The 25716-nt window shown below is 55.6% G+C and carries 22 protein-coding genes; 13 read left to right on the top strand and 9 right to left on the bottom strand.

Translation table 11 applies throughout. The features are described from left to right. Positions 1-6: 6 nt before the first annotated feature. Both uxuA and LWL52_RS00775 read right to left on the bottom strand, forming a co-directional pair. The gene (uxuA, locus tag LWL52_RS00780; RefSeq protein WP_242916221.1) at positions 7-1173 is read right to left on the bottom strand and encodes a mannonate dehydratase; all 1167 of its coding nucleotides are present in this window, start codon (positions 1171-1173) and stop codon (positions 7-9) included. Positions 1174-1330: 157 nt separating this feature from the next. Then, positions 1331-3283 (bottom strand): sialate O-acetylesterase, encoded by a 1953-nt coding sequence (locus LWL52_RS00775; protein WP_242916220.1) that lies wholly within the window; start codon positions 3281-3283, stop codon positions 1331-1333. Positions 3284-3684: 401 nt separating this feature from the next. Between LWL52_RS00775 and LWL52_RS00770 the strand changes: the two genes are divergently transcribed. The 8 genes from LWL52_RS00770 to LWL52_RS00735 all read left to right on the top strand — a co-directional run bounded on the left by LWL52_RS00770 (position 3685) and on the right by LWL52_RS00735 (position 13597). Beyond that, positions 3685-4713 carry a LacI family DNA-binding transcriptional regulator gene (locus LWL52_RS00770; protein ID WP_242916219.1) on the top strand — a complete coding sequence of 343 codons (1029 nt, stop codon included), beginning with the start codon at positions 3685-3687 and terminating at the stop codon, positions 4711-4713. A gap of 53 nt (positions 4714-4766) precedes the next feature. Continuing rightward, a complete protein-coding gene (locus tag LWL52_RS00765; RefSeq protein WP_437179349.1) occupies positions 4767-6929 on the top strand; it encodes an alpha-glucuronidase family glycosyl hydrolase in 2163 nt (720 codons plus the stop codon). A 13-nt stretch (positions 6930-6942) separates the two neighbouring features. Next, positions 6943-7692, top strand: coding sequence for an SDR family NAD(P)-dependent oxidoreductase (locus LWL52_RS00760; protein WP_242916217.1), 750 nt, complete (start codon positions 6943-6945; stop codon positions 7690-7692). Positions 7693-7804: 112 nt separating this feature from the next. Continuing rightward, positions 7805-8938, top strand: a complete 1134-nt coding sequence (locus tag LWL52_RS00755; protein ID WP_242916216.1) for an endo-1,4-beta-xylanase — start codon at positions 7805-7807, stop codon at positions 8936-8938. 6 nt (positions 8939-8944) lie between these two features. Continuing rightward, positions 8945-10429 (top strand): xylulokinase, encoded by a 1485-nt coding sequence (locus tag LWL52_RS00750; protein ID WP_242916215.1) that lies wholly within the window; start codon positions 8945-8947, stop codon positions 10427-10429. Between the two features lie 33 nt (positions 10430-10462). After that, complete coding sequence (gene xylA, locus LWL52_RS00745) at positions 10463-11794, top strand: xylose isomerase (RefSeq protein ID WP_242916214.1); 1332 nt, start codon at positions 10463-10465, stop codon at positions 11792-11794. 89 nt (positions 11795-11883) lie between these two features. Then, on the top strand, positions 11884-12915 hold the full coding sequence (locus tag LWL52_RS00740; protein WP_242916213.1) for a sugar kinase: 1032 nt from the start codon (positions 11884-11886) through the stop codon (positions 12913-12915). Between the two features lie 16 nt (positions 12916-12931). Beyond that, positions 12932-13597 (top strand): bifunctional 4-hydroxy-2-oxoglutarate aldolase/2-dehydro-3-deoxy-phosphogluconate aldolase, encoded by a 666-nt coding sequence (locus tag LWL52_RS00735; protein WP_242916212.1) that lies wholly within the window; start codon positions 12932-12934, stop codon positions 13595-13597. A gap of 260 nt (positions 13598-13857) precedes the next feature. Here LWL52_RS00735 and ggt read toward each other — a convergent pair whose 3' ends face one another. After that, on the bottom strand, positions 13858-15591 hold the full coding sequence (gene ggt, locus LWL52_RS00730) for a gamma-glutamyltransferase (RefSeq protein ID WP_437179334.1): 1734 nt from the start codon (positions 15589-15591) through the stop codon (positions 13858-13860). Positions 15592-15939: 348 nt separating this feature from the next. Here ggt and LWL52_RS00725 point away from each other — a divergent pair, with 348 nt between their 5' ends. From LWL52_RS00725 to LWL52_RS00715, 3 genes are all read left to right on the top strand, one after another. Next, positions 15940-16587, top strand: coding sequence for a DsbA family oxidoreductase (locus tag LWL52_RS00725; RefSeq protein ID WP_242916211.1), 648 nt, complete (start codon positions 15940-15942; stop codon positions 16585-16587). A 23-nt stretch (positions 16588-16610) separates the two neighbouring features. Further along, the gene (locus LWL52_RS00720) at positions 16611-17627 is read left to right on the top strand and encodes an LLM class flavin-dependent oxidoreductase (RefSeq protein ID WP_242916210.1); all 1017 of its coding nucleotides are present in this window, start codon (positions 16611-16613) and stop codon (positions 17625-17627) included. Positions 17628-17689: 62 nt separating this feature from the next. Next, a complete protein-coding gene (locus tag LWL52_RS00715) occupies positions 17690-18148 on the top strand; it encodes a hypothetical protein (protein ID WP_242916209.1) in 459 nt (152 codons plus the stop codon). Between the two features lie 90 nt (positions 18149-18238). Here LWL52_RS00715 and LWL52_RS00710 read toward each other — a convergent pair whose 3' ends face one another. From LWL52_RS00710 to LWL52_RS00700, 3 genes are read right to left on the bottom strand one after another with little or no spacing between them, the layout of a single operon-like run. Further along, positions 18239-19078 (bottom strand): cyanophycinase, encoded by an 840-nt coding sequence (locus tag LWL52_RS00710; RefSeq protein ID WP_242916208.1) that lies wholly within the window; start codon positions 19076-19078, stop codon positions 18239-18241. A gap of 15 nt (positions 19079-19093) precedes the next feature. Next, positions 19094-19438 carry a plastocyanin/azurin family copper-binding protein gene (locus LWL52_RS00705; RefSeq protein WP_242916207.1) on the bottom strand — a complete coding sequence of 115 codons (345 nt, stop codon included), beginning with the start codon at positions 19436-19438 and terminating at the stop codon, positions 19094-19096. Continuing rightward, positions 19435-19983: a DUF4142 domain-containing protein gene (locus tag LWL52_RS00700; protein WP_242916206.1), complete on the bottom strand. Its 549-nt coding sequence runs from the start codon at positions 19981-19983 to the stop codon at positions 19435-19437. The genes LWL52_RS00705 and LWL52_RS00700 overlap by 4 nt, the downstream gene beginning before the upstream one ends. Before the next feature lie 435 nt (positions 19984-20418). Here LWL52_RS00700 and LWL52_RS00695 point away from each other — a divergent pair, with 435 nt between their 5' ends. Both LWL52_RS00695 and LWL52_RS00690 read left to right on the top strand, forming a co-directional pair. After that, on the top strand, positions 20419-21306 hold the full coding sequence (locus LWL52_RS00695; protein WP_242916205.1) for a glycosyl hydrolase: 888 nt from the start codon (positions 20419-20421) through the stop codon (positions 21304-21306). A gap of 25 nt (positions 21307-21331) precedes the next feature. Then, entirely contained in the window at positions 21332-22270 is a 939-nt protein-coding gene (locus LWL52_RS00690) for a glycosyltransferase family 9 protein (protein WP_242916204.1), read from the top strand. Between the two features lie 75 nt (positions 22271-22345). Here LWL52_RS00690 and LWL52_RS00685 read toward each other — a convergent pair whose 3' ends face one another. The 3 genes from LWL52_RS00685 to LWL52_RS00675 all read right to left on the bottom strand — a co-directional run bounded on the left by LWL52_RS00685 (position 22346) and on the right by LWL52_RS00675 (position 25662). Further along, positions 22346-23077: a ZIP family metal transporter gene (locus tag LWL52_RS00685; RefSeq protein WP_242916203.1), complete on the bottom strand. Its 732-nt coding sequence runs from the start codon at positions 23075-23077 to the stop codon at positions 22346-22348. 111 nt (positions 23078-23188) lie between these two features. Further along, positions 23189-24574, bottom strand: a complete 1386-nt coding sequence (locus tag LWL52_RS00680; protein ID WP_242916202.1) for a Coenzyme F420 hydrogenase/dehydrogenase, beta subunit C-terminal domain — start codon at positions 24572-24574, stop codon at positions 23189-23191. Further along, positions 24571-25662 carry a polysaccharide pyruvyl transferase family protein gene (locus tag LWL52_RS00675; protein ID WP_242916201.1) on the bottom strand — a complete coding sequence of 364 codons (1092 nt, stop codon included), beginning with the start codon at positions 25660-25662 and terminating at the stop codon, positions 24571-24573. The genes LWL52_RS00680 and LWL52_RS00675 overlap by 4 nt, the downstream gene beginning before the upstream one ends. Positions 25663-25716 lie beyond the last annotated feature (54 nt).

Below are 25716 nucleotides of genomic sequence, written 5' to 3'. Positions count from 1 at the left end.
TCCATGTTAACTTGCTACTGATTTGGCAATGCCCATCTCCAGGCCGCGCAGCTCAGCCAGTCCCCGCAGGCGCCCAATAGCCGAGTAGCCCGGGTTGGTGACTTTCTGCAGGTCGTCGAGCATCTGGTGGCCGTGGTCGGGGCGGAACGGAATAGGCAGCTGCCGCTCCTGGTTCAAGGCGATCAGCTCGCGCATCACCCCATACATGTCCACGTCGCCTGTCAGGTGGTCGGATTCATAAAAGTTGCCCTCCGTATCTTTGAGCACATTGCGCAGGTGGGCAAAGTATACGCGGTGGCCAACAGCTTTGAGAATATCGACCGGGTTGTTGTGCACCCCCGCGCCAAGCGAGCCGGTGCAGAAGCAAATGCCGTTTGCCGGCCGGTCCACGGTGTTGATGATGTGGAGCAGGTCTTCTTTTGTGCTGGCAATACGCGGCAGGCCAAGGATAGCGAATGGTGGGTCGTCGGGGTGAATGGTCATGGCGATGCCGTTGTCCTCGCACACGTCCATAATGGCTTCCAGGAAGTAGGTCAGGTTGCTGCGCAGCCCGTCCGGTCCGATTCTTTTATAGACTTCTATACTTTGGCGCAGGGTTTCTACGGTCACGCTTTCCTCAGTGGGCACGCCCATCAGGATGATGTCGCAAAGGGCCTCCAGGTCTTCTGCAGAGCAGTTCTCATACCGCTCCTGCGCCTGCTGCACCACGGTCGGGGTATAATCATTTTCAGCCCCTTCTCTTTGGAGGATAAACAAATCGAAAACAGCCAGGTCCACCCAGTTAAAGTATAAGGCTTTGGCGCCGTTCCAGAGCTCATAGGCAATATTGGTGCGGGTCCAGTCGAGCACGGGCATAAAGTTGTAGCACACCGTGCGGATGCCGCAGGCAGCCAGGTTGCGGAGTGTCTGGCGGTAGTTTTCCAGGTATACTTCGCAGTCGGCACTACGGGTTTTGATAGCTTCGTGCACCGGCACGCTCTCCACCACCACCCACTGCAGGCCGGCCGCTTCGATGATGCGTTTGCGTTCCTGTATTTCGGCCAGCGGCCATACTTCTCCGTGCGGCACATGGTGCAGGGCACTCACAATACCAGTGGCGCCCGCCTGTTTCACATCCTGCAGCGATACCGGGTCGTTGGGGCCATACCATCGCCAGCTTTGTAATAATGACATAGTTTATTTTGTGTAATTAGATAAATTAAAGAGTATCAAGTATAAATCCGTTAAAAAGAGGTATGCGCATTAGATAATCGGCAATCCGGCTGCGGTATCCTCTTCTGAAAACACAAGCTCGTTTTATAGACTTTCATTATCGCACGACAGCCATAAACTATAAATCCGTGCGGAACGGAGAGGCCGGCAGCCCTTCTTTGTTGTATAAATTAGCACCAAACGGATTATTGGCCCAGGCGTAGCGCACATACCTGGGTTGCGGCACTTCCTCGCTCCATACTTCCACAGTATCGCCCACAATCTTTGCCTTTGCCCAGACAAACTGCTTATCCTCGCCGGCAATGGCAAAGCGCGCAAGCTCTTCCCCATCAATAGCCACCAGCCCGCTGCCGGTATCTGTAAAACGGATGCTGATCTTATCGCCCGTTACTTTGGCAGACTGGTACAGCGGCCCCGAGGAAACAAGGTGCTTCTCGCCATATGCCAGCTTTTGGGCGGCAAGCGCCAGCCGCTCCCCTACGTCCTTTTTGTTGTCCGGGTGAATGTCGTTCCACTCCCCCAGGTCGATGGTGATGGCCATGGCGGTGTTGGGCACTGCCAGCGTCTGCAGGGCAGCTTCCCGCATCAGGGCCCAGTTGCTTTCGGCCGGCAGGTAGGCGGCCTCCATAAAGTTGGGTAACTGCACGTACAGGAACGGAAGAGCTCCCTGCTGCCACTTCTCCCGCCAATCCTGTATCAGGGCCGGCAACAGCTTTTTGTATGCCTCCGGAGCTGCGGCATTGCTCTCCCCCTGGTACCACAAAATGCCTTTGATGGTATAGTTAACCGCCGGCGCTACCATGGCATTATACAAAGCGGTGGGCTGATTCTGGGCATTCAGACCACTCACCTCGACGGCACCGGGCCGGTATACTTCCCCTACTTTGTACTGCCAGATTCCTTTCAGGTCCAGTGTCTGCCCGTTGGCCTGAATAGAATACGGCTTATCCGGCACAAAGCCGCCTTTGCCGCCGGAGTTAAGCACCCGCACCACCAGCAGGTTCTTGCCGGCCTTTAAAACGCCGGCCGCCAGGCTATACCTGCGCTGCGGGTACTGGTAAGTGGTGTTGCCCACCTGCCGGCCATTAATGTAGAGATAATCCGCATCCACGATCCTGCCCAAAAACACCTTGGCCGGCACACCTGTCATGGCTGCGGGCACCTCTATTTCGCGCCGGTACCACACCACGCCGTCCAGGTCCCGGACGCCCTGGTCTTCCCAGTAGCCGGGAATGTTAACGTTCTGCCAGTTCTTCGGAACATACGCTGGGTCGTACCATTTCACTTCCCCCGTCAGGCCTTTGTCCTGCTCCGGTTTTGCTTGGTTAGCCGCTGCAGCAGCCATTGCGCGGCGGTTTATACTTTGCACGTAACTCGTATCCTGGTTTCTGGCGATGGTCGCAATACTAGCCGGGAAGTCTTTCAGGCCTTCTACGCTCATCCAGGCTTCGATGGGCGTGCCGCCCACGCTGGCGTTGATCAGGCCAATGGGAACATGGTACTGGTTATAGAGCTTGCGGGCAAAGAAGTAGGCGACCGCCGAAAATTCATTTACGTCCTGCGGATTGGCCGCTTTCCAGCTGCCCGAAGGCAACCGATCGACAGGGCCTTGCAGGTTTGTAGCCGTCGGGATCCAGAAGTGCCGTATCTGCGGATAGTTGGCCTGCGCAATGTCCTGGACATAGCGGATGTTGTGCAGCTTCATCTGGTGCACCATATTCGACTGCCCGGCGCACACCCATACATCGCCCAACAGGATGTCGTTTAGGGTGAGGTGGTTGCTGCCGTCTATCTGCATGGTATAAGGGCCACCCGCGGGCAGGGGCGCAAGTAGCACGCGCCATTTTCCGTTCGCGCCGGTAGTAGCCTTGTAAGTTTTGCCCCTGAAGCGCACCTTTACTTTCTCCCCGGCATCAGCCCATCCCCATATATTGATTCTGGCATTTCGCTGCAGCACCATGCCATCGCTTACCAGGTAGGGCAGCCTGACCGCGCCAAAAGACGAGAAAGCCCAGCAGCTAAGACCGCAGGACAGCAGTAAAAAGAATAGGCAAAGGGGCAATTTCCTCATGTTTTGAGCACACCTGCGGTGTTGTTATGTTCTGGTTTTAGCTGCGGACAGCTTAGAAATAGCTACTACTGCTTTTGCCTTGTGCTTATACCTTGAAAGGTAAGCTACTACTCACTGCTTAGTAAACATCAAAATTTAAAGTCATTTACGCAACCGATTGCAAAAACTTTTTATCGGGACTTGTTTAAGCCCACAAAATAACCTGCCCGGCGCAACTTATACGCTTTTTCTACCCTTAGTTTAGAATATTTCCTGAAAAAGTAGCGCTGATAAAATTATTTAATTTAAATTGTAGCAACTAAGCACTCACTTTACTGGCTTTTAAGCAGAAACCCGGAAGTAGATTACACCTTTATGCAATCGGTTTCATTTACTGCCGACGTGCGACCGAATACCGCTTTATGGAAAAAGAAATCACCATTTATGATATAGCCAGCGCGTTGTCCATCTCCCCTACTACTGTAAGCAGGGGCCTCAACAACCATCCGGCTGTAAAGAAAGATACTAGGCAGAAGATACTGGCAGCGGCCAGCCGGATGGGCTACCGCTCGAATGCTTTTGCCAGCAACCTGCGCAGGCAGCGCACCCATACCATTGGGGTGATCGTGCCGCAACTCAACAGTAGCTTTCAGTCGTCGGTGATGGCCGGGATGGAGAAAGTAGCCAACGATGCTGGTTACAACCTGATCATCAGCCAGTCGCTTGAAAACGTGCAGAAAGAAATCGCCAACGCCAAAACCATGTTCGATAACCGGGTGGATGGCCTGCTGGTATCTCTGGCTTACGACACGGAGAACACAGATCACTTTACACCTTTCTTCCACAAGGGCATTCCGCTGCTGTTCTACGACAGGGTGCCCGAAAACAGGAACTGCACCAGCATTGTGATCGATAATATCCAGGCGGCTTACAAAGCTACGTCGCACCTGCTCGCGCAGGGCTGCCAGCATCTCGTCCACATCAGTGGCAACCTGAAAATAAATGTGTACAAGGACCGATTGAAGGGCTTTAAGTATGCCTTGCTGGACCACAACATACCGTTTAGCGACTCTATGGTTATTCCCACAGACCTGAGCGAAGAAGCAGGTATAGCCGCAGCGCAGCAGCTCTTAACCATGCACCCCGTGCCCGATGGCCTTTTTGTAGCCAACGATAACTGTGCGGTGAGCTGCATGAAAACCCTCAAGCAGGCGGGCATTGCCATTCCGGGCAATATGGCCGTGGTGGGTTTTAACAACGACCCGATTACGCGGGTGATAGAGCCCAACCTGACCAGTGTGGATTACCCGGGCTATGAGATGGGCGAAGTGGCAGTGCGGAGCCTGATCAATTACCTGGATGGCGCCTCGGATGTGACGATCACCAACACCATCACGCTGCGCTCGGAGCTGGTAGTGCGGGAATCATCGCAGCGAAAAACGCACGTATAGCCTGCTACGTACCCTGAAGCCTTTTTAGCAAGTATAGCAATGCCTCGCATATGATGTATAAATCTGTCTGCCTTTTACTGCTGCTGCTGGCTTTTACTGCAGTCGGCCAGAAACTGCTGGCCGAAGACGGCTACCGGCTTTGGCTAAGGTATGAGCAGGTGCCCGATGCCGCCCGGCTGCAGGCATACCGGCAAGCGGTGCAGGAGATTGTGGTGCAGGGCAACTCTCCTACCCTTGCCGCCGCGCAGAAAGAACTGCAGGCGGGGCTCAGCGGCCTACTGGGCCAGCCCATACCTGCCCGGCAGGCTCCTTCGCAGCAACGCATACTTTTGGCTGGCACGCCTGCCAGCTCAACGCTCATAAAAGAGCTTAACCTAACAGAAAAGCTGAAAGCTGCCGGCGACGAAGGCTACCTGCTGCTTACCACCACCCAGGGCGGCCAGAAGTATACCGTGGTCGCGGCCAACACCGATGTGGGCGTGCTGTATGGGAGTTTTCACCTTCTGCGGCTCCTGCAAACGCAAGAGGATATCAGCACGCTCTCTGTGGCCAGCGCGCCTAAAATAAAGCACCGCGTGCTCAACCACTGGGACAACCTGGACCGGACCGTGGAACGCGGCTACGCCGGGTTTTCGCTCTGGGACTGGCACCGCCTGCCGGGCTACATCGACCAGCGCTACCTTGATTATGCCCGCGCGAATGCTTCCGTGGGCATCAACGGCACGGTGCTGACCAATGTGAATGCCAACGCCCTTGTGCTTACCCCGGAGTACCTGGTAAAAGTAGCGGCCCTGGCCGATGCCTTCCGCCCTTATGGCCTTAAAGTATACCTGACTGCCCGCTTCAGTGCGCCCATTGAGATTGGCGGCCTGAAAACAGCCGACCCGCTGGATGAGCAGGTACGCGCCTGGTGGAAACAGAAAACAGCAGAGATTTATACTTACGTGCCTGATTTCGGCGGCTTCCTGGTAAAAGCGAACTCCGAAGGACAGCCCGGTCCGCAGAACTATGGCCGCTCGCATGCCGATGGCGCCAACATGCTGGCCGATGCCGTTGCCCCAAAGGGCGGCATTGTGATGTGGCGGGCTTTTGTCTACAGCAACGAAGAACCCCAAGACCGCGCTAAACAAGCCTACAACGAATTCAAGCCGCTGGATGGCCAGTTCCGCGACAACGTGCTGGTGCAGGTAAAGAACGGCCCCGTTGATTTCCAGCCGCGCGAGCCCTTCCACCCCCTGTTTGGCGCCATGCCCAAAACCCCGCTGATGATGGAATTCCAGCTCACGCAGGAGTACCTGGGGCAGGGCACCACGCTGGCCTATCTTGCTCCGCTGTTCAAAGAGGTGCTGGGGGCGGATACCTACGCCAAAGGCAAAGGCGCTACCGTGGCCAAAGTAGTGGACGGTACCCTGGATCGGCACCCTTTAACAGGTATAGCCGGCGTGGCCAACATTGGAACTGAACGCAACTGGACGGGGCATCAGTTTGGCCAGGCTAACTGGTATAGCTTCGGCCGCCTGGCCTGGGATCATACCTTGTCTTCTGAAAAACTGGCAGACGAGTGGCTGAAGATGACCTTTACCAACAACAACACGTTTGTAGCGCCTGTCAAAAACATACTGCTGCACTCGCGCGAGGCCATCGTGAATTATATGACGCCGCTGGGCCTGCACCACCTTATGGCCTGGGACCACCATTACGGACCCGGCCCCTGGGTAAACAACAAGCACCGCGCCGACTGGACGGCCGTATACTACCACCGCGCCGATGGTGAAGGCATCGGCTTTGACCGCACCAAAACCGGCAGCAACGCTGTTGAACAGTACTTCGCGCCGGTGGCCAGGCAATTCGGCTCCCTTAAAAAAGTGCCCGAGTCCTACCTGCTCTGGTTCCACCATGTAGGCTGGGATTACAAAATGAACTCCGGCAGAACGCTGTGGAACGAGCTCTGTTACAAGTATAGCAGCGGCGTGGACACGGTGCGCCAGATGCAGCAGACCTGGGACAACCTGCAGGAACTGGTGGATGAAGAAAGATTTCAACACGTGAAAATGTTCCTGGCCATGCAGGAGAAAGAGGCGACCTGGTGGCGCAATTCGTGCCTGCTATACTTCCAGACCTTTTCCAAAAGATCGATACCCCAGGAACTGGAAAAGCCTGACAAGACCCTGGAGTATTACATGGGCCTGGACCCCAAATTTGTACCTGGCATTTAACCTGACAGACCTTATGACTTCAGAATCGATCAAAACCGCTATTGTAACCGGAGGCGCCTCGGGCCTGGGCTATGCCATTGCCCAGAAATTCGTGCAGCAAAACATCCGCACCATCATCATCGGCCGCAACGAGCAGAAACTGCAGCAGGCTAAAGAAACGTTTGGGGAGCTGTGCACCTACATTGTGTTCGATCTGACCAACCTGGCCGGCATACCTGCTTTGGTCAACCATATTGTGGAGGCGTACGGCCGCATCGATATTCTGGTAAACAATGCGGGCATCAACATGAAAAAGCCTTTTACCGATGTCACCGACGAGGATTTCCAGCAGATCATACTCACCAACGTCACCTCCGTATTTTCGCTGAGCCGCGAAGTGGTTAAAACCATGCTACCTCACGGGAGCGGGGCTATTGTGAACATCAGCTCCATGACGGCCCAGTATGGCATCCCCAAAGTCATTGCTTATTCCGCATCCAAAACAGCCATCGAGGGCATGACAAGAGCCATGGCCGTGGAACTGTCGCCGCTGGGCATCCGGGTAAACTGCGTGGCCCCGGGCTTTATCGCCACTGACATGTCGGCCAAGGCACTGGACAACGACCCGGAACGCAAAAACAAGGTACTATCGCGTACGCCCATGGGCAAGCTGGGCACCCCAGCTGATGTGGCGGACGCCGTTTACTTTTATGCCACCGAAGGCGCCAGGTATGTGACCGGCACGGTGTTGCCGGTAGATGGCGGCAATTCTATCGGGTTTTAACAGGCCGTTTATACTTCGTTTTTTCAGGGCCGGCATACCTGTAGCTATCCGGCCGGAAGCCAGGAAAAGACGCCCGCTTTTTTGCATCAACAGAATGATTATCTTTAGGAATATGATTAAAAGCAAACGATGGTTAATGGCCTGCCTGGTGCTGGCCAGCTGTGGGTTTACGGCCACCACAAGCCCGGAGGCTTCACTCAAAAAAGTATTTAAAAACGACTTTTTAATGGGTGCAGCTTTAAACGGCAAACAGGCAAGCGGCAAAGACCCGGAAGCGACGGCCATAATCACGCAGCACTTTAACACCATCAGCCCGGAAAACGTGTTGAAGTGGGAAGCCATTCACCCGCAGCCCGAGAAGTATAACTTTGGCCCGGCTGATGCTTATGTGGCGTTTGGTCGCCAGCACAACATGTTTACCGTAGGCCATACTCTGGTGTGGCACAGCCAGACGCCGGATTGGGTGTTTGAGGATGCGCACGGCAAGGCGGCTGGCAAAGCGCTGCTGCAGCAACGCATGGCAGAGCACATCAACACGGTGGCCGGCAGGTATAAAGGCCAGATAGGTGGCTGGGATGTGGTGAACGAGGCGCTGAACGACGACGGCACCCTGCGGCAATCCAAGTGGTATACCATTATCGGGGAAGACTACCTGGCGCAGGCTTACCAGTTGGCCCGCAAAGCCGATCCCAAAGCCGAGCTATACTACAACGACTATAACCTCTGGAAACCGGCCAAACGCGAAGGCGCTCTGCGCCTGGTGCGCAGCCTGCAGGCAAAGGGCCTGAAAGTGGACGGTATTGGCATGCAGGGCCACTGGGGTCTGGAGAGCCCCAGCATCGCGCAGATCGAAGAAAGCATCGTCGCCTTCTCGAAAGTAGGGAAAGTAATGATCACCGAACTCGACATCGATGTGCTGCCTAACCCCAGCAACCGCAACGGCGCCGACATTGACGCGACCTTTGCCTTCGACGAAAAGTATAATGTGTATACCAACGGGTTGCCCGAAGAGGTGCAGCAGAAACTGGCCAGGCGCTATGCCGACATCTTTGCCCTTTTTCATAAGCATCGTGAAAAGATTGCGCGCGTTACCTTCTGGGGCGTGACGGATGCCGATTCGTGGCTCAACAACTGGCCTATCAAAGGGCGCACCAGCTATCCGCTGCTCTTCGACCGTACTTACCAGCCCAAGCCGGCGCTGGATGCGGTGCTTAAAAGTGTCTCTAAAAGTTCATCCTCCCAATAAAATCATATGCTCTTATTAGGTATAGACGTCGGAACATCGTCCATTAAAGTAGCGGTAGTAGATGCCCTGACCCAGGAATGCGTGGCTTCGGCCCAGTTTCCGGATGAAGAATCGGCTATCATCTCTCCCAAAGCAGGTTGGGCCGAGCAGTCGCCGGAAATGTGGTGGGAGCATGCCAAAACAGCCATCCTGCGGGCCAATGCCACAGGCAAGTATAACCCCAAGGATATCGGCGCCATTGGCATTGCCTACCAGATGCACGGGCTGGTCGTGGTAGACAAGGCCCAGCAAACGCTGCGCAATGCCATAATCTGGTGCGACAGCCGCGCCGTGGAGATCGGAAACAAAGCCTTTGAAAGCATTGGTCCTGAAAAAAGCCTGGCACACCTGCTCAACTCACCGGGTAATTTTACGGCCTCCAAGCTGGCCTGGGTAAAGGAAAACGAGCCAGCGCTGTACGAAAGTATCGACAAGATCATGCTGCCCGGCGATTACGTGGCCATGAAGCTGACGGGCAGCATCACCACCAGCGTGTCGGCCCTGTCGGAAGGCGTGTTCTGGGATTTTCAGGAGGACCAGCTCTCGGGCGATGTGCTGGACTATTACCAGTTTGAGAAGTCGCTGATTCCTACCATTAACCCGGTGTTTTCGGAGCATGGTACCGTGCAGCAAGCCGTGGCCGCGGAACTGGGCCTGACAGCAGGCATTCCGGTCACCTATAAATCGGGCGACCAGCCCAACAACGCGCTCTCGCTTAACGTGCTCAGGCCGGGCGAAGTAGCCGCCACGGCCGGCACCTCGGGCGTGATCTATGGCGTAAGCGATCAGCTCATCTATGACCCCCAGTCCCGGGTAAACACCTTTGCCCACGTCAACTATGGCGAGGCGCAGAAGCGGCTGGGTGTGTTGCTGTGCATCAACGGCACGGGCAGCCTCAATCGCTGGATCAAAACCATTGCCGGCACAGGCATCAGTTACGCCGAAATGAACCGGCTGGCTGCCGGCATTCCTGTTGGCAGCAACGATCTGCGCGTGATTCCGTTTGGCAATGGTGCCGAGCGCATGCTGGGTAATAAACTGGTGGGCAGCCACTTTCACAACATCGACCTGAACCTGCATACCAAAGCGCACCTGTTCCGGGGCGTGCAGGAGGGCATTGCCTTTGCATTCCGCTACGGCCTGGACATTATGCGCGAAAGCGGCATGAACCCCAGCATTATCCGGGCAGGCAAGGCCAACCTGTTTCTGAGCGACACCTTTACGGAGGCGTTTGTGAACGCCACGCACGTGCCGGTGGAGCTCTACCAGAACGACGGCAGCGTAGGCGCTGCCCTGGGCGCAGGCATCGGGGTAAAAGCCTTTCAGTCGGAAGAGGAAGCCTTTACCAAAAGCAAAAAGCTGCAGGTAGTCGAGCCCACCGCCATCGACCAATATGAGCCGGTTTACCAGGAGTGGAAAGCGCTGCTGCAGCAACATCTGAATAAAAACTAAACAAACTATAAAACAACTAATCAGGATACCTCTATGGCAAACATTGTATTAGGAGAAAAGGAATATTTTAAAGGCATCGGCCAGATCAAGTATGAAGGCCCGGAATCAGATAACCCGCTGGCTTACCGCTGGTACGACGAGAACAAAGTGGTGGCCGGCAAAACCCTGAAAGACCACCTGCGCTTTGCCGTGGCGTACTGGCACTCGTTCAATGCCAACGGCTCTGACCCGTTTGGTGGCCCTACGCTGAACTTTGCATGGAATACGAAAGCAGACCCGATCGAAAGTGCCAAAGATAAAATGGACGCGGCGTTCGAGTTTATCACCAAAATGAACATGCCCTACTACTGCTTCCACGACGTGGATGTAGTGGATTATACCAACGATGTAGCCGAAAACGAAAGAAGGTTGCAGACGATGGTGGCGTATGCCAAACAGAAGCAGCAGGAAAGCGGGGTGAAACTGCTTTGGGGCACGGCCAACGTGTTCTCGCACAGCCGCTACATGAACGGAGCTTCTACCAACCCCGACTTCCATGTGCTGGCGCATGCCGCTGCGCAGGTAAAAGGCGCCCTGGATGCGACCATTGCCTTGGGTGGAGAGAATTACGTGTTCTGGGGTGGCCGCGAAGGCTACATGACGCTGCTCAACACAGACATGAAACGAGAGCAGGAGCACTTGGCCCGCTTCCTGCAGACGGCTAGAGACTACGCCCGCAAGCAGGGCTTTAAAGGCACGTTCTTTATCGAGCCAAAGCCGATGGAGCCTACCAAGCACCAGTATGATTATGATGTAGCCACGGTAGCCGGCTTCCTGCGCAAGTATGATCTGCTGGAAGATTTCAAGATCAACATCGAGGTAAACCACGCCACGCTGGCCGGCCATACCTTCCAGCATGAGCTGCAGGCAGCCGCCGATGCCGGCTTGCTCGGAAGTATAGACGCCAACCGCGGCGATTACCAGAACGGCTGGGATACCGACCAGTTCCCTAACAACATCAACGAGCTGACAGAGGCCATGCTGGTCTTCCTGGAAGCCGGTGGCGTGCAGGGCGGCGGTATCAACTTCGACGCCAAGATCAGAAGGAACTCCACTGACCCGGCCGACCTGTTCTACGCCCACATTGGCGGCGCCGACACATTTGCCCGTGCACTCATCACAGCCGATAAGATTCTGCAGAACTCGGATTTCCGGAAGATCCGCGAGGAGCGCTATGCCTCTTTCGACAGCGGCAAGGGCAAGGCCTATGAGCAAGGCAAGCTGAGCCTGGAAGACCTGCGCAACTATGCTGCCGAGCAGGGGGAGCCGGAAGTAAGAAGCGGCCGCCAGGAGTACCTCGAGAACCTGATCAACCGTTATATTTAAGGAAACGGATAAGAGATGGCGGGAGCCTGTCAGGCGAAAGAACAGGCCGGCAGGCTCCCGCTGCTTTTTACGAGCAATGCTGAACTAGTATGAGACAAGGCAAGATATTCGCTTTCGGGGAACTGCTCTGGCGGCTGGCCACTACCGATCAGGGGCTGCAAGCTGCCGGGGCTACGCTGCAGATGCACCCAGGTGGCGCTGAGGCGAACGTAGCAGCCTCGCTGGGCCTTTGGCAACTGCCCTGCTCCTACTTTACCTGCGTGCCACAAAATGAACTGGCGCAGAAAGCGCTGAAGGTGCTGCAAAACGCCGGCGTGGATACCAGCCCGGTGCTGCGGCAGGGCGACCGGATGGGCTTATACTTCCTGCTGGCCGCCAATGGCCTGAGTACCGGCCAGGTGGTATACGACCGCAAGTACTCGGCTTTCAGTCAGCTGGCGCCCGGCACCATCGACTGGGAACAGGTGCTGCAGGATTATACATGGTTTCACTGGAGCGCCATCTCGCCGGCCCTCAATGCCCAAGTAGCAGCCGTGTGCAAAGAGGCCCTTACCGCAGCCAGAAAGCTGGGGCTGACTATTTCGGTGGACCTGAACTACCGAAATCGGCTCTGGGATTATGGCAAAACACCCCTGGAGGTGATGCCCGAACTGGTGGCGTATTGTGATGTGGTGATGGGCAACATCTGGGCTGCGCATACGATGCTTGGCACGCCGCTGGCACCGGGCCTGAGCCGGCAGACCAGCCGGGAAGATTACCTGGCGCATGCTGCGCAAACGGCCGGAGTCCTGCAGAAAACATACCTGCAGTGCCGCCATGTAGCCTTTACCTTCCGGTTTATGGATACCCCGCAGCACAACCTCTTTTACGGCTCTTACCACCACGGCGGGCAGGATTTTGCTTCTGAACAGTATGAAACGTTTGAGGTACTGGACCGCACCGGCAGCGGCGATGCGTTTATGGCCGGGCTGCTCTATGGCTTATACCACCAGCTGGATGGTCAGGCGATTGTAGACTTTGCCAGCGCCGCCGCTATTCAGAAACTGTTTGTGGCCGGCGACTTTGGCCAACATACCGTATCAGAAATAAAAGCAAGTATGGCCACTTTGTGGAGTTCCTGACTTATACTTTATACTTATGGCGACTGATAAAAACCAGGTTCTCGACCAGCTGCTTAAAACGCCTGTGCTCCCGGTATACTTTCACCCCGATGCAACCGAATGCCGTGCGGTGCTGGAAGCCTGCTACGCGGGGGGCATTCGGGTATTTGAGTTTACCGACCGGGGCCCGGAAGCGCTCGATAACTTCACGCTTCTAAAAGAAGATGCCCGCACCAAATACCCGGATCTGAAACTGGGCATCGGCACAATCAAGACCAGTGCCCGGGCCGAGGAATTCATCGCGGCAGGCGCTGACTTTATTGTTTGCCCGATCATGGATGCGGCTATTGGCCGCACGGTGCAGCAGCACGGGTTGCTGTGGGTGCCCGGCTGCATGACCCCTACCGAAATTGCGCAGGCCGAAAAAGCAGGCGCCCCACTAGTCAAGCTGTTTCCAGGCAACCTGCTCGGCACCGACTTTCTGAAGGCTATCAAACCCTTGTTTCCCGGCCTGCTGTTTATGCCCACAGGCGGCGTAGCGCCCACCCGGGCAAGTATAACCGAGTGGTTTGCAGCGGGTGTAAAAGCCGTGGGGCTGGGCTCCAAGCTTTTTGAACACGATGCCACGGATGACCAGCACGGCCATGCATGGCTGAGCAAGCGCAGTACCCAGGTACTGCAATGGGCAACTAATGGAAAGTAGTCTGCCGAATGCTGTAGCAACCAAATGCTGATTCCCACATGCTTATTTTCGGCTTGCCGATCGCAGCCTATACTTTGTTACCTAATTTCAGGAACGATTTCTGGCAGCCGCATCAGAACCCTTAAGCTAACCGGAGCTGCCTGTTTTAGAAAATTCTTTATCAATAAAAAAGCTGTACCTGGTTACCCGGGTACAGCTTTTACTTTTACACCTTCGCTTGGCAAGTATAAAATAGCCTGCCGGGAATGAGATTATACTTGTTAAAAACCGGCTGCAGCATCGTCGCCGCGCGGGTCGGCGCCGGCTTCCAGGGTGCCATCCGGCAGCACTAGGATGGCATCTACCCGGCCGTAACGGCCGCGGGGCTCCAGCTTATACCCTTTGCTAGTCAGGGTGGCGCGCACTTCGGCAGCCAGGGCAGTTTGTTCGTGCTGGAGCTCGTCGGGGAGCCACTGGTGGTGGAAACGCGGGGCCGCCACGGCCTGTTGCATCGTCATGTCATGTTCCAGTACATTGAGCACCGTCTGGAAAACAGAGGTAATGATGGTTGAACCTCCCGGCGTGCCGACCACCATGTAGAGTTTACCGTTTTTCTCCAGTATGGTGGGCGTCATGGAGCTGAGCATGCGCTTGTGGGGCTGTATGGCATTGGCTTTGCCGCCTACCAGCCCGAACATGTTAGGCACGCCCGGCTTGGCGCTGAAGTCATCCATCTCGTTGTTGAGCAGGAAACCCGCGCCCTCTACCACTACTTTGGAACCATAGGCCCCGTTGAGCGTGGTGGTAATGGAAACTGCGTTGCCAGCAGGGTCCACGATACTAAAATGGGTGGTCTGGTCTGATTCATGCACCTGCAGCTCGCCCGCTTTCACGACTTCGGAAGGGGTGGCCTGCGCCAGGCTCATGGTACGCATGCGCGCTTTCAGGTAGTCTTTGTCGAGCAGTTGCTGCGCGGGCACCTGCACAAAATCCGGGTCGCCCAGGTATTGGGCACGGTCGGCATACACGCGGCGCTCGGCCTCCGTCATCACCTGCACGGCTTCGGCACTTTGCCAGCCATACTTGTGCAGGTTATAAGGTTCCACCATCGTGAGGAGTTGCAGCAGGGCAATACCCCCACTGGAAGGCGGCGGCATCGAAATCACTTTATAGTCTTTGTAAGTGCCTTCCACTGCCTGGCGCCATACCGAAGTATAATCTGCCAGATCCTGCGTGGAAATAATACCGCCACCGCGCTTCATTTCCTTTACCAGCAGGTCGGCTGTTTCGCCGGCGTAAAACCCTTCGCGGCCTTTGTCGCGGATGCGCTCCAGCGTGCGGGCCAGGTCGGGGTGGCGCAGCGTATCGCCGGGTTGCCATGGCCGGCTGCGCACCAAGTAGGGCATATGCTTGTTATTGCTGATAAAAGCCTCGCGGGAGCTGTTCAGGCCGTCAGCCTCTTTCTGCGTTAATACCACGCCGTTGCGGGCCAGGTCGATGGCGGGCTGCACCAGGGCGGCCCAGGGCAAAGACCCCAGCTTCTGGTGCAGTTTCACCATGCCGTCTACCGAACCGGGCACGCCCACAGCCAGGTGGCCGTCGGTGCTCAGGCCATCCACCACATTGCCGGCGCTGTCCTGGTACATGGTTTCGGAAGCCGCTACCGGGGCTGTCTCGCGATAGTCCAGGGCACCCGTCTGGCCGGAGGCGCTGCGGTATACCATAAAGCCGCCGCCGCCGATGTTGCCGGCCACGGGCAAGGCCACGGCCAGTGCAAACTGGGTCGCTACGGCCGCATCATAGGCGTTGCCGCCCTGCTCCATAATCTGCATGCCCACCCGCGAGGCCTCGGGGTGCGCCGATACCACCATTGCTTTTTCGGCGGTATACCCCCGCGCCTTGCTGTTGCCTGCTATCTGCGTATTGGTGGCGCAGCTGCTTAGCAAGCCGGGTAACAGTGTTATCAACAGCAGCCATACCTGAAGCGTAGCTGCTTTCGTTGCTCTTAAGCCCATCGTTCGTTTTTATCAGGATTAAAACAAAACCGGTGATCGTTGGTTAAACATGTATATCCGGTCGCCTGCTAAGGTACACACTTCCGCTTATTTTAAATCATTTCCGGAAGCCGCTCCTACCTATTTCCTTCAAGGTCATCTCTTTCAGGCCGCCAGCAGCGTGCCCGAACAGGTATAAAGAAGGGCAAAGGAGCAAACCCACCTGGCGTAAGTGCGTTAAAAAGGCGGTGTTCCCTTACCTTTGCCGGCACATTGCCCGGGGTTGCCGCGCTATACTTACCCGCTGTGTGGCAGCAGGCAGGTGCAAGGCCCTCACAAGGCAAAACGTTTAACAAAGTATAAATTGATATGAAAGTAGACATCTGGTCCGATATCATGTGCCCCTTCTGCTATATTGGCAAACGCAAGTTTGAAAACGCGCTGGCACAATTCCCCAACGCCCAAGAAGTAGAAGTGGTTTGGCACAGCTACCAGCTGCAGCCCGACGTGCAGCATGTGCCCGGCAAGGACACCTATGATTTTCTGGCGGAAATAAAAGGCACTACCCGCCAGCAGGCGCAGGAAATGAACAACCGCGTGGCTGACATGGCCCGGGAAGTAGACCTACACTATAATTTTGACAAAGTACAGGTGGCCAACACTTTCGATGCCCACCGCCTGACCCATTTAGCAGCCAGCCATGGCCTGCAGAGCCAGGCAGAGGAGCGCCTCTTTGCAGCCCACTTTATTGAAGGCAAGAACGTGCAGGATCCTGAAACACTGGTGCAACTGGGAACTGAGATCGGCCTGGACGCAGCCGAGGTGCGCACCATGCTGGCGTCTGATGCGCTGGCCGAAGAGGTAAACGCCGATATCCAAACAGCCCAGCAGATCGGCGTCAACGGCGTGCCCTTTTTTGTGATCAACCACAAGTATGGCCTCTCGGGCGCCCAGCCCAGCGAGGTTTTCCTGAAAGCCCTGCAGCAGGTATGGCAGGAAGAAAAAACTGAAAAATAAGGCTCCGCAACAAGTACAGACATATGACAAACGAAAAGCAAAACCTGGCTGGTATTCCTGTATCCGTACTCGATCTGGTGCCTGTGCTGGAAGGTAAAACCGCGGCCGAGTCGTTCCGTAACAGCGCAGACCTGGCGCAGCACGCCGAGCAGTGGGGTTACCAGCGCTACTGGCTGGCCGAGCACCACAACATTGCCGGCATTGCCAGTTCGGCCACCTCGCTGCTGATCGGCCATATAGCCAGCAGCACGTCCACGATCCGGGTAGGCTCGGGCGGCATTATGCTCCCCAACCACGCCCCATTAGTCATTGCCGAGCAATTCGGCACGCTCGAAACCCTTTACCCCGGCCGCATTGATCTGGGCCTGGGCCGCGCGCCCGGCACAGACCAGGTAACAGCCATGGCCCTGCGCCGCGACCTGCGGGGCAACGTGGAGGATTTTCCGCAGCATGTAGCGGAGTTACAGGCTTACCTGGGACCAGCCGATGCCGGCGCGCGGGTGCGCGCCATTCCCGGGGAAGGTACCCGGGTACCTATCTGGCTGCTGGGCTCCAGCACCTATGGCGCCCAGTTGGCCGGTATGATGGGATTACCCTATGCCTTTGCCAGCCATTTTGCCCCGGCCAGCCTGCAGCTTGCCCTCAAAGTATACCGCGAAAGCTTCCAACCCTCCGAAAGCCTGCAGGAACCCTATGCTATGGCCTGCGTGAATGTAGTTGCCGCCGACACGGACGAAGAAGCAAACCGCCTGGCTACTACGCTATACATGTCGTTCCTGAATGTCATCCGCGGCACCGGAAAGCCGGCCCAGCCGCCGGTGGATAGTATGGACGGCCTTTGGGATGGCTCGGAAAAATATTCGGTGCACCAGATGCTGCGTTATTCCTTTATCGGCAGTGCCCACACCGTGCAGGAAGAGCTACAGGCGTTCCTCGACGATACGCAGGTAGACGAGATCATGGTGGCTTCCAACATTTACGAGCACGCGGCCAGGCTGCACTCTTACGAGCTGCTTTCAGGCTTATTCAAAAAGGTATAAGTATAGCTACCCCACCCCTCCGTATCTCCGCGGAGCCGGCGGGGCACCCTTCAACATAGCACATGGACGATAACCAGACACGGCGCAGCAAAGAGGCGCTCCAACACCTTTATAACAACGTGCTGCCCCAACTGGCAACGCACATCCACCAGAACCTGACCGACATTACACCCCTGTTCCACGATTTTGGCCTGGAGATCGTAGTCGATACCTGGACAAAGGACCCAGACGCCGAGGAGGGCACACCCATCAGCATCGAAAACGGCAACGTGCAGCAAATGGGCTTAAAACTTCGCCTGGAGGGTTTTGAACGGGCAGGCGCTCCGCCATTTGATATCACCAAAGACCTGCTGCTAAAACTGGGTTATATGAGCTATGAAGTGGGACCTGGCAAAAACGTGGTCTGGCTTGAAAAGATGTATTGCCAGAACTGGACAAAGCAGGAGTATGAGGAAATTGCCGGCAAATGGAGCGAGGAGCTGATCGAGGAAATAACTCAGCGCCTGCAGAGCCTGCACTAACGTTTTGCAGGCTATAGGACGCAGTGCTTTTGCAGCCGGGGAAGTATGGCCAGCAAAAACGACATGTTGCTGATCAGGAGCCGGCCTGCCTTATACAAAATCGCCGGAGGCAATGTTATAGGCCTGTCCTTTTGGCAACACATGCATGATCAGGTTCTCCATGCAAAGTGCCTCGCCTTCGCGGATGTCCTTGTAATTGTTTTTTTCCAGCCTGCGCCCGTCGAGCACGATTACCAGCCCTGAGCCGATCGTTTCGATGCACCGGTTCTGTTTTATCAGGATGCCGGTATCTTCTCCAAGACCGATGCCGATGCAGGAAGGCACGCAAGCAATGGCCTCGATGAGGCGCGGGATGCGGCGGCGGTTTACAAAGTGGGTGTCTATGATCACATGCTTCAGCAGCCCCAGGCCAGCCTGCATCGTCACAGTTCCTTTCACCAGCGAGTCCATCTCCAGCGAGCCATGTATCATGTGCAACGACAGGGCCATAGCGCCGGCACTGGTCCCGGAAATTAGGAACTTTTCCTCCTGTTGATAGCGGCGCCGAAGTATGGCGAGTGCCTCCGAATGAAGAAAAACCCGCGTAATACGGCTTTGGTCGCCGCCCGTAAACATCACGGCATCCGCTTTGCAGAGCCGCTCCAGGTAGTCGGGCCGGTGGGCATCCGCAGCTTGTTGTATGGGCAGCACGCCCACATTATCACAGCCTAGCAACAGGAACGCATGCGTATACACTTCGCCAGCCTGTTCGGGCACCAGGGCTGCCGTGGTCACTACCTCGATGCGGGTGCCCGGCCCGTACAGTTCGTCGTGTATCCGCTTCAAAATGCCCTGGTCAAAAAAGGAGCCCTGCCTGGCGAGCGTTGCCTCTCCCGTTCCTTTGTCCTCGTTGCCGCCAATGGCCACTAACTTTCCTTTCGGCACCTGCATGGATTACAAATAAGCTTATTGCACACGTATGGTCCCCTTCATCACCGGGTGATAGCTGCAGTAATAGACTGCACTTTTGGTGGCTACCATGCTCCAGGATTTTCCGGAGATCAGGTCCGGTGACTTCCAGGTTTTGCCTGAAGCTTCTGTTACGTTGTGGGTAACGATGTCCCGGTTAATAAAAACAATTTTGTCGCCCTTCTGCACGGTAAGCTCCGCCGGCTGAAACTGCATCTGCTTTATTTCTACGGTATATGTTTTAGGGGCAGGGTTAACCCGGGCTGGTGTGTGCCCATACAAAAGAAAGAAGGCACACACCAGGTATACCCCACTTAGCCGGCGCGCAATGGAAGATCTCATTTGCCCTGCAATTCTGTTTGCAACATTTGGGCATGCTCCAGGTGGGTTTTAAGAGCGGGTACTATACTTTGGAGCAATTCCTTTAATTCAGCATTTTCCGATTCCGGGATCAACAGGTTTTCTACCGCCCCGATCACAGCTTTGTGGTAGGCCACCTCGTTGTCGATGTAAGCTTTGTCAAAGGCCACGCCGGATTTGGTGCGCAGCATTTTGTCTGTTGTGGCAGCATCGGCCAATAATTTCTTGCTTACGGCATTGTCCTGCGGGGTAACACCCAGCTTCTGAACAAGGGCCACGGCCTGGTCGATTACGGCTTGATGGTCGCTGGCCATGGTCTGCGCAAACTGGAGCACCTTCGGATCTTTTGACCTTTCTTTTGCGATTTTGGCGTGATCAATATCGATCTGGTTGGCAACCACAGCCACCGAAGCTACTTCCGGATCCGATAGTTCCGGGTTATCCTGCGCAGCAGCTGGCACGACCGGTAAAAGGAGGCAGCACAACATCCCTGTTGCCCATGCCGCCATTGTTTTCCAAGTTCTCATACGTTCTGGTTTTGTGGTTTATTAAGATTAGATGCCACAAAACAGGAACGGTTACAAAGTTCCAGGAAATTAATTCCCGTCGCCCGCCAGGGCAAGTCCCTGGAGGTATGGCGCTTGCCCCGGCACACCACGAGTAGCATGCAACAACATAGGTTGGCCCCCGTAAATGGGGAGCATTGTAGCTGCAGGCACCTTTTATACTTTGCCTGCAAGCATACTTATGCCCGGCTGGCGCAGCAGCAAGATGGGACCGGTAAAAAGCAGCGGCGCGCTGAATGAGACCAAACTTGCCGGGCAGCAAAATCATCAGCAAGGGCCATGGGCAGAAACGCCCCTTTTATACCTGGCAGCGGACTGCTGCCACAGGCCTGCTTTGCCACTTTGTGAGCAGCGGGCGGATGCCGTTTATTTCGAAAAATACGCAAATTTTAACATATGATTGAAGCCGTTAAATTCTGGAACGAACCGAACAACAAATCACACTGGGCTTTTGAGATCGACCCGGAATGGCGGATCTACGCCGAAATGGTAAAGCAGTCAGCGGAGGCTGTGAAAGCCGAGAACCCTGCTGTGCTTCGTGTGCTCGGCGGCATTTCGCCCATCGACCCGCATTTTATCAAAACGCTGGAAAAACACGGGGCGCTCGAGAACATGGATGCCGTAGCCGTGCACGGTTTTCCGCTGGATTGGAATCTCTGGTCGATACACGACTGGCCTGCTAAAATTGCAGAGATCGAAGCGGTAACTCATTTGCCGGTGTGGGTAACCGAAGTGGGCGTCTCTACCTTTGGCGCGGAAGAAGTGCAGGAGTTTGGCCTTCGGCGCACAGCCGAACTGTTGCTGGGCCGCGTGGACAGGATCTTCTGGTACAGCCTCTATGACCTGCCACAGGCCTGGGAAGCTACCACCCGCCACCGCGAAGCTGAAGGCTCTTCATACTACCGCCACTTCCATATGGGCCTGCTGCGCGAAGACGGCACCCCAAAGCTGGCCCTGAAGCACTTCTCGGATTATACGCCCGAAATGGGCATCTGCCAGTGGTTCCACTTCGAAGATCACCGCCTGGAGGCCGCCGTGGACTGGCTCCGGAAATTAGGGGTAAAAAAATTACGCACCGGCTTAAGCTGGGCTGACTGGCTGCGACCGGATGCCGAACAGTGGTTCGACAAAATGATGAAAGCACTGGAAGAATTTGACCTGACCGTAACGTTCTGCTTTACGCCGGAAGCAAAAGGCGTACAGCCGCACCACACCAGTCCGCCGCAAAACATAACAGAGTTTGCCGATTTCTGCAGCGAAATGATGCGCCGCTATGCGCGTTAAGGGGCTATACTACTAAAAGACAGGTATGGCTGCTAACAAACCCGACGATTCTGCCGCTGCGTGGATGCGCCACATGCGCCGGGGCGCGTTTGAAGAAGCGTGGCAAAACAGCGACCAAACGCTCAGAGCCCGGGCCGGCAAACCGTGCTGGCACCTGCCGCGCCATTTCCAGTATATCTGGGATGGTGCCTCGCTGGAAGGGAAACGCGTGCTGGTGCGCTGCTACCATGGCCTGGGTGATACGATCCAGTTTATCCGCTATGCGCCCCTTTTAAAGCAAGTTGCCGCTGAGGTGAAAGTATGGGCCCAGCCCCCGCTCCTGCCGCTCCTGCAAACGGTGGCAGGCATCGACGAGCTGCTGCCGCTGCACGACGGCACGCCCGATACGGAATATGACGCAGACGTAGAGATCATGGAGCTGCCCCATGTTTTCCGGACTACCTTACACACCATTCCCGCTGCCGACAAGCCCTACTTGCACGCAGCGCCGCTGCCGCTCTCTTCGGAGAAAGATACGCTTGCCGTGGGGCTTGTGTGGCAGGCAGGAGACTGGGACGAACGCCGTTCTGTGCCATTTTCTGTGCTTGCGCCGATTGCAAAAGTGGCCGGCATCCGGCTATACATCCTGCAGGCCGGGGCAAAAGCAGCCGGGTGGCAGGAAGGCTTTGGCGAGCATCCCGGAGAGTTTGCGCTGCACGAGTATGCCCGGGTGCTGCGGGGCCTGGATTTGCTGATCACCGTGGATTCGATGCCGGCACACCTGGCTGGCGCCCTGGGCATACCTGTCTGGACCTTATTGCATGCCGAGGCGGACTGGCGCTGGATGGAGCACCGCGACGACAGCCCCTGGTACCCTACCATGCGGCTTTTCCGGCAAACCCAACCGGGTGATTGGGAAAATGTGATCCGGGAGGTAACCGCAGAACTGGAGAAACTACCCAGTAGCTTAAAATTAACTGTTTAGCAACCAACAATACGGCTGGTAATTGCCTTAACATACCACAAAGCCTGCTTATTCTGAAGGCCCGGTAGTTTTGTGTCAGACATACATCCCCAAAATCATAAACAATAAAAAGCCGGCAAAGAATGCGGAGGTATGCCAGGTGGTTTCTTCTATCTCATGCGCTTCAATTAACAATTCTTCCGTTACTAAAAACAGCAAGGCAGATAGCCCAAAAGATAAAACTATTTGAAGTACCTGGTGCGAAAGGCTTTGCAAAAAAGTAACACCTAATATGGCGCTTACTAAAAAGACGGAAGCAAGAGCCACAACCAAACCGAAGGCTTGTTTCTTACTTGCGTAATTTTCGCCAAGTTCGGTGGCGGTTGCCATACCTAACGATAACAGCTCAACCGACAGAGCGAAGGCAAGCAACATCCCTTCTGTGTTTCCGGCAGAGAAGCCTATACCCAACAGAAGCCCGTCTATCAATACATCAACAGCAACAGCTATAAGCAAGCCCCATGGCAAACTGTTTTCTGTGCTACGTTTCCTAACCGTTTCACTTGGCTCTGTCAGCTTCCTTATGCCAATCATGGCCATGAACCCCAGTACAAAACCAATGGTAGCCAGAACAGGTGAATGATTGCGGATCACGTCTGGCAGGATCTCAACAGCTACAACAGAAAACACAACACCTGCAGCAAAATGAAGTATAATGCTGCGTAAGTTCGCCCCTGGTTTTCGTAGCGTCGCAAATCCACCTCCCACAATCATGGTAAAAACCGGGATTAATGAAAACAAAAGCACCTTCAAAAAGATCTGCGACATAAATCTATTTATTTACCACTTCCGTGTCAGGTTGCCATACGTGTTAAGCAGGGGCAAGTAAACCGAATGCACATAACAGGTGAAGTATACTCAGCCAGTAAAGCAATTTACCTATTGCTTTAAGCCTTTAAACCGATTCACCATTTCGCTTAATTTACCCTGATAATAAGCATACCCGTGATAAATGGAAATAGCCAACCGGGCCCAGCCCAGGTAGAGCTGCGGATTTTGCAGGCGGCGCGCTAACCGGAACACATGCAGGCTCCAGGCCGAAATATAATACCGCATCCGGTAGATCAGCTTCCGTTGCCGTGCAGGCGTGATAGCATCCGGAGCCACCCGCTTGCGCGGCCGTACGCCCCGGCGGTGCCAGGTGAGCCTGTAAGCCAGTCCCTCGCGCCGCTGCCGTAAACCAGCTGCTTGTGTCTGCACCACGAACTCGTCATTCACCGTTTCCAGCTGCAACCGGCCTTCCGTAATGGCGCTTGCTACCAGTTGCGCCACTTCCGGCGAGCGCACCACCACTACATTGGTCCCTCTACCGTCGGAAGAATAAGGCTCCACCCAGGCATCGCCGAACGAAATGTCCGAGGTTTCGGCCATCACGTCATCGCAGAAGTTACACGCCGAGTTCATGAAAAAGCCTGCGCCCCAATCGCCATCGGCCAGGTGCCACCAGTCTTTGTTCACCTCCTGGCCGTTGCGCAGAGTCAGGCGGGCATTGTACCAGTTGGCCGGGCGGCTGGGGTCTTTGTGCCGAAACTCGACCCGCTGAATATCGGTAACCGGTACCTGCATCTGCCAGGCAAAGCTTTCGACAAAGCGGGCGCTCTTCATATGCCCGCAAAAAAGCCCCAGCGTAAAGCGGATCCTGTCACGGAAAAGCGACTCCTCGCTCCGAAGCAGCTGCACCGCCTTGATAAAGCAGGGAATCCCGATGACGGCATAGCGGCCGGGCACTTCCCGGATCATACGCAACACTTCAGACAGCTCGATGGGGTAATAGCGCGACTTGGCTCCCTCCCGGATCTCGGCTTCGGTGCGGGAAATGCGGTAGCGGAAGAACCGCCCATCCTGTTGCGGATCCTGGGTGGCTACCACATGCGCTACGCCATCAATCAGGCCTTTGCGCAGCAGCTCCGTTGCCACCCAGGTCACCATGCCCCCCGAGCTTCCCTGCAACCGAAACTCCTCTTCGGCCACATACCCTACATACGCCGTCTGGAAACTACCCAAGGCCGCATCGTGGTGTGGGGCTTCCGGGAAAAGGTTGGCCGCCAGTTCGTCTTCGTTCTTTGCCTCCGGCGAGAAAGGGCAGGTATTAGTAAAGCGCTCGGTGGGCTGTGCATACCAGTCGCGGTCGCCATGCGGTTTAAGTTCTCCCAAGGCATCGAATCCCATTTGCGTATCGGGGGTGCCGGTTTGGGCTACGCAGCTCCCGCACCCGATGCACAAACCGGAACGGACAATATCATGGGGGCTGAGCAGCTCGTTCATGCGTAGTTCAGTTGTTTCAAGCTTAAAGCCCGGTCCAGGAAAGCATCGGAAGTATGGCGCAGTTGTTCGATCTTCTGCAGGATATCCGGATCGAGTGGCTCTCCCAGGCGGGCATCAAATACAGCGGCAGGCGTGCCTTCCCAGATCAGGTGCTTTTCGCCGCCGACCTTCGCCATCAGCCCTTTCAGCTTGTTGCTGCGGTAAGGTGATGCCTCGCAGGCAAACGGTTTGGCATTGATGAGCGAAAAAACGCAGCCATGAAAGAAGTTGGTAACCACGGCTTGGGCGCCGGCTATAAAATGGGCAAACTCGTGCGGGTCGGCAGTGAGCCATTGTTCATCGGCCCAATCGTTGCGGTACCCAATGCTGATAAGCGGCAACTGCCTCTTGCTTGCCCACTCGCGTATTTCCTGAGTAAAGAAATCGGAAAAGTTATGCCCGTACACAGCCACATACGGTTTATGAAGTTTATCCAGGTTGTGCGCCTCGGCTTGTATCGGAAACTGCAGGCACGGGTCTAGCACCATGTCCGGTTCTATGCCCAGGGCATTGCGCACTATAGCCTGGGAGTTTTCGTCGCGCACCGAGATCATATCAAAGTTCCGCAGCCTTTCGGCCCATACTTGTTCCAGCCCCCAGGCAGCATCGTAATTCCCGAAACTGGCCGCATACGAGATGAGGCGCTCTGCCCGGAGGCCTTCGCCGTAAAACAACGGGCACTGGTTGTACCACGGGTGCGCCAGGTTCCATACTTCGTCGCTGCCTACCACCACCGCATCGTAGGGCTCCATTTCGGCAGGATTGTCGAGCTGAAAACGAGGCGAGAGCGGCAGGGTACGGAAGGCTTCGAAGAACTTGAGGATCTTTTCGCGGTAAAGCGGGTAATCCGATTTGGGCACATGCGTGGGCAGCACCGGCTGAAAGGCACACGTCCACTCGGCCCTGTTTACCGGTTGCGAATCATGATCCAGTATAACAGCCTCGTGTCCGCGGGCGCGGAGCCCTTCTACCAGGCAGCGGGCCTGCCAGTAACTGCCGTAATTGATACAGCGATGAAATGTAAGCACTCCGATTTTTAAAGCTGTCATGTGCGTTCTCTCTTCCTTGTCTTCTCTGAAAAAGCCCTGGTTTATACTTCGTTC

Origin of the sequence: Pontibacter liquoris (assembly GCF_022758235.1) — a bacterium.
Classification (GTDB): Bacteria; Bacteroidota; Bacteroidia; order Cytophagales; family Hymenobacteraceae; genus Pontibacter; species Pontibacter liquoris.
Note: the sequence above shows the minus strand (reverse complement) of the source record. Positions and strands in the feature narration are given on the sequence as shown.